This is a genomic window from Saccharothrix sp. ST-888, from assembly GCF_000955975.1.
In the GTDB taxonomy this organism is placed as follows: Bacteria; Actinomycetota; Actinomycetes; order Streptomycetales; family Streptomycetaceae; genus Kitasatospora.
This window is the reverse complement of sequence record NZ_JYJF01001081.1, coordinates 1-264: the sequence shown is the minus strand read 5'-3', so window position 1 is coordinate 264 and position 264 is coordinate 1. Positions and strand designations below refer to the sequence as shown.

The following is a 264-nucleotide window of genomic DNA, read 5'->3' as shown; positions in this document are numbered from 1 at the left end:
CGAGTACGCCACATCGACCAGTTCGGCATCACCGGCGGACAGCAACCGCTCGGCCTGGGCCCGCAGCGCCACCTCACCCTTCGCCGAGAGCACCACCGGAACCACCGACGGCGAGACCGTCTCCCCGGCAGCCGCAGCCTCAACAACCGGCGCCTGCTCCAGGAGCGTGTGAGCGTTGGTACCGCTGATGCCGAAGGCGGAGATACCCGCCCGGCGGGGACGGCCGGTCTCCGGCCACTCCGTCGCCTCGGTCAGCAGCGAGAC

Annotated in this window: 1 protein-coding gene; it reads right to left on the bottom strand. The window is 71.2% G+C overall.

The window, feature by feature from the left end; all coding sequences use genetic code 11:
* A partial coding sequence (locus tag UK12_RS35705) for a ketoacyl-synthetase C-terminal extension domain-containing protein (RefSeq protein WP_045307389.1) occupies positions 1-264 on the bottom strand: 264 nt, incomplete at both ends.